Origin of the sequence: Pseudomonas sp. BF-R-01, assembly GCF_019946615.1 — a bacterium.
Taxonomy (GTDB): domain Bacteria; phylum Pseudomonadota; class Gammaproteobacteria; order Pseudomonadales; family Pseudomonadaceae; genus Aquipseudomonas; species Aquipseudomonas migulae.
The window spans coordinates 1-3255 of sequence record NZ_JAGYFX010000205.1; the positions used below are offsets into that span (position 1 = coordinate 1).

Consider the following 3255-nt stretch of genomic DNA (forward strand, 5'->3'; position numbering starts at 1 on the left):
CGTACGCTTTTGATTTTCACCACTCATCAGGCCGAGCGTTAGCTCGCCTTCCGCTTTTGATCTGAGCGCCCCCTCGAGAGGCCGAGTGGAGGTTCTGCGCAGTGGGCAACCCGGCATGGATGCCGGGTTAGCCGCGCACGGCCAAGGATGGCCGATCGCGGCGGGCCCACGGAGCAGGACCGGAGCGAGGGCATGCCGAGCATTAGCGAGGCACCGAACGAAAGGGGCAAGAGCCCTTGGTTACTTGGGGCTTTTCCAAGTGACTCGCCGTAAGGGCGAAACCAATAGCGGCCATAACCGCAGAAATGGATATGTACACCTGAAAGAAAATAGTCGCCGGATAGACCGCTATCGCCGGCAAGCCAGCTCCTACAGGGACCGGGTACATCCGCAAGAGTCGGGGCATATGGGCAAACACACAAAGGGCGCTCTATGATTGACCCCTATGACCACGTCGATGCCGATCCGCCAACCCTGCCCGCCCGGTGCCTGCAACTGCGAGCGTGAACCGCTGCTGGAAAAAGCGGGCGCGGACCTGCGCATCCTGTTCCTGACCCGCACCGAGGAAAAACGCCTGCTCGACCGCCTGGAAAACCTCCAGAGCCTGAGCGACCTCGAACGGCTGCAACAGCGGATGTTCGAACAACTGGGCATCCGGGTCGAAATCGCCCCCGGCTTCAACGAAGTCCGCACCATGCGCGGCATCGCCATCTCCATCGGCGAATTGCCGGGGCTGTGCCGCAAAACCCGCCAGGCGATCCCGGCCGCGATTCGTCGCGGGCTGGAAAAACGGCCGGAAATCGCCTACGAACTGCTCAACGCCAACGACCTGCTGCGCGATGCTTGACGGCTGAATGCCCACCAACAATCCCGAATGCCACGAAAGAGGATCAGCGGTCGTACGCGAATCCCGGCGCGCTGCTATGCCTTCTCAAAGGGAGAAAGACATTCAAACCCGTCAGGACGAAGCGGGAAACAGGCGTGACCGTGGTCCCGGCGCCAGCCAGGTGCGCGAAGAGCAACAGGTGCCAATCCCTATCAGGAGGTGGCAGATGTTATTCATGGTCAGTTGGTCAATCAGTCCGCAAAACCGCAACAGCGCGATCAAGCGCTTTCTCGAGACCCAAGGTGCCCCGCCCCCCGGCGTCAAGATGCTCGGGCGCTGGCATGCCGTCGGTGGCTCGAGCGGTTTTGGCATCGCGGAAACCGACGATGCCGTACAGATTCAAAAATGGGTGCTGCAATGGAGTGACCTGATGAGCATGGAGGTTCATGCGGCACTCACCGATGAGCAGGCTGGGCCGCTGCTGGCGGCCGCTGTCAGCAAGTAATAATCGTCGTGGCGGCGAGTCTTGCTCGCCGCCACGACGCAGGCGCTCTGTCAGCGTCAGGCTTTAGATCCTGCTACGTCTTGATTCCCACCCGCCGCCGCATCTCGGCAGTGATTGCCTGAGCAGCAGAGCGATACCCCGGGAGAAAAATTCAATCGGGGTTGAAACTGCCCTGACAGACGGACAGATGGCCGGGCACTGGGCACGCCGGCAAGTGAATATACTCAGCGGGAGTGGACACATCCTCCGGAGAGCAATCATGCGAACGGTTCACGTCATCACCCCCGAAAAAACCCCGGGGCCGGTCAATGTGGTGGGTGAGGCGATCACGGTTCTCGCCGGCGGCGATCTGAGCAAACCCTTTGAAATGCATATTCAGGAAGGCGTGCAAGGGGGCGGGCCGCCGCTGCATTTCCATCCGTGGGACGAGGCTTTCTACGTTACCGACGGGCAGGTCGAAGTGACGGTCGAGGGCAAGTCCACCACTGTTTCTGCCGGCGGCTACGTGCATATTCCCGGTGGGTCGATCCATGCCTACAAAAACATCAGCGCGACCGCGAGGATGATTGGCGTGGTGTCCGATCCGCGCGGCGGCCAGTTTTTTACGGCGGTGGACCGGCTGAGGGTGCCGGAGGATTTGCCGCGAATCCTGGAGATTGCCGAAGCGCACGGGGTTACGTTTCTGATTCCGAAATCACCGCAGCCTCTGTAGGAGCCAGGCTTGCCGGCGAAGGGGCCTGTCAGTACGCCTTCGCCGGCAAGCCTGGCTCCTACAAAAAGCTATCAGTCAAACCGCGCCACCCTTGGCCTGCTGCTCCAGATGCACCTGCAAATCCGGATCTATCTGCAACGCCGCCGCCAGCTCATCCAGGTAGCTGCGCTCGGCGTCTTGCTGATCGTCCACCAACATCACGCTGGCCAGGTACATTTCCGCCGCAATCGCCGGGTCCGTCGCCGACTGCGCCACATCCGCGGGATCCAGCGGCCGGGCGACTTCATCATCCAGCCATTGCTGCAGTTCCGGGTCATCGGTATGGCGGCCGATTTCAGTGCTGATCATTTGTTTCTCGGCGTCGTCGATCCGGCCATCGGCCTTCGCAGCCGCGATCAATGCGCGCAGGACCGCGTGGCTGTGGTCCTCGACTTCCGGGCCGGAGAGCAGATCCACGGTGCGCGGCGCCTGTTGCGGCGCGGCCGCCTGACTGCTTTGCCAGGCCTGATACGCCTGAAAAGCCATCATCCCCAGGGATGCTAACGCCGCGTAGTTGGTGCCCCCACCCGAGCGAGGCTGGGTCGCGCCGCCCATGGCCGAACCGCCGCCCAGCAAGCCGCCGAGCAAACCGCCCAACCCAGCGTTTGCACCGCCACCGCCGCCCAACAGGCCACCGAGCAACCCGCCAAGACCGCCACCCATGCCACCTTGAGGTGCGCCGCCACCTTGCTGCGTCATCGAGCCCTGGCCGGCTCGCAAGAGTTGTTCGAGCAAATCGCTGGTGTTCATGACGACGTCCTCATCGGTTGGAGTTATCCAGTCAGGCAACGATAGTCCTCGTACGCCGTTGCGCCATTACCGTTTGGCTGACTTCGCTGTCTGTGGTGTTCAAGCGTTTGGGGGTATATCCATTGTTTTGGTGATGGCGGCTGTCGGTTTCGCCCTTACGGCGAGTCACTTTCGAAAAGCGGAAGGTGAGCTAACGCTCGGCCTGATGAGTGGTGACAATCAAAAGCGTACGCGATTCCCTGTAGGAGCCGGCTTGCCGGCGAAAAGCGTCGGGGCAACGCGTTCATTCAGACAGTCCGCGTTATCGTTGACGTCCATCGCCAGCAAGCTGGCTCCTACAGTTGATTGGTGCCATGGCCAATTACCGCGTCTGCTGCTGTTGCTTTGCTTTGCTTTTGATCTTGATCTTGATCTGCCCCGTCG

At 61.3% G+C, this 3255-nt stretch carries 4 protein-coding genes and 1 pseudogene; 4 read left to right on the forward strand and 1 reads right to left on the reverse strand.

Translation table 11 applies throughout. The features are described 5' to 3' along the window. Window positions 1–445 precede the first annotated feature (445 nt). The 3 genes from KGB27_RS31160 to KGB27_RS31170 all read left to right on the forward strand — a co-directional run bounded on the left by KGB27_RS31160 (window position 446) and on the right by KGB27_RS31170 (window position 2043). Window positions 446–847: a hypothetical protein gene (locus tag KGB27_RS31160; protein ID WP_032829188.1), complete on the forward strand. Its 402-nt coding sequence runs from the start codon at window positions 446–448 to the stop codon at window positions 845–847. A gap of 205 nt (window positions 848–1052) precedes the next feature. Then, window positions 1053–1331 carry a DUF3303 domain-containing protein gene (locus KGB27_RS31165; protein ID WP_008043696.1) on the forward strand — a complete coding sequence of 93 codons (279 nt, stop codon included), beginning with the start codon at window positions 1053–1055 and terminating at the stop codon, window positions 1329–1331. Between the two features lie 259 nt (window positions 1332–1590). After that, the gene (locus KGB27_RS31170; RefSeq protein ID WP_008034751.1) at window positions 1591–2043 is read left to right on the forward strand and encodes a cupin domain-containing protein; all 453 of its coding nucleotides are present in this window, start codon (window positions 1591–1593) and stop codon (window positions 2041–2043) included. Between the two features lie 75 nt (window positions 2044–2118). On the opposite strand, the gene KGB27_RS31175 is transcribed toward KGB27_RS31170, so the two are convergent. Continuing rightward, a complete protein-coding gene (locus KGB27_RS31175) occupies window positions 2119–2832 on the reverse strand; it encodes a tellurite resistance TerB family protein (RefSeq protein WP_223557374.1) in 714 nt (237 codons plus the stop codon). Between KGB27_RS31175 and KGB27_RS31180 the strand changes: the two are divergent. Then, window positions 2831–3255: pseudogene (locus tag KGB27_RS31180) on the forward strand (hypothetical protein); the annotation flags it as partial. The gene KGB27_RS31175 and the pseudogene KGB27_RS31180 sit on opposite strands and share 2 nt — an antisense overlap.

Excerpts from the sequence above, each read along its gene's own strand:
- KGB27_RS31160 (WP_032829188.1), top strand. The coding sequence starts at position 446 with ATGACCACGTCGATGCCGATCCGCCAACCCTGCCCGCCCGGTGCCTGC.
- KGB27_RS31165 (WP_008043696.1), top strand. The coding sequence starts at position 1,053 with ATGTTATTCATGGTCAGTTGGTCAATCAGTCCGCAAAACCGCAACAGC.
- KGB27_RS31170 (WP_008034751.1), top strand. The coding sequence starts at position 1,591 with ATGCGAACGGTTCACGTCATCACCCCCGAAAAAACCCCGGGGCCGGTC.
- KGB27_RS31175 (WP_223557374.1), bottom strand. The coding sequence starts at position 2,832 with ATGAACACCAGCGATTTGCTCGAACAACTCTTGCGAGCCGGCCAGGGC.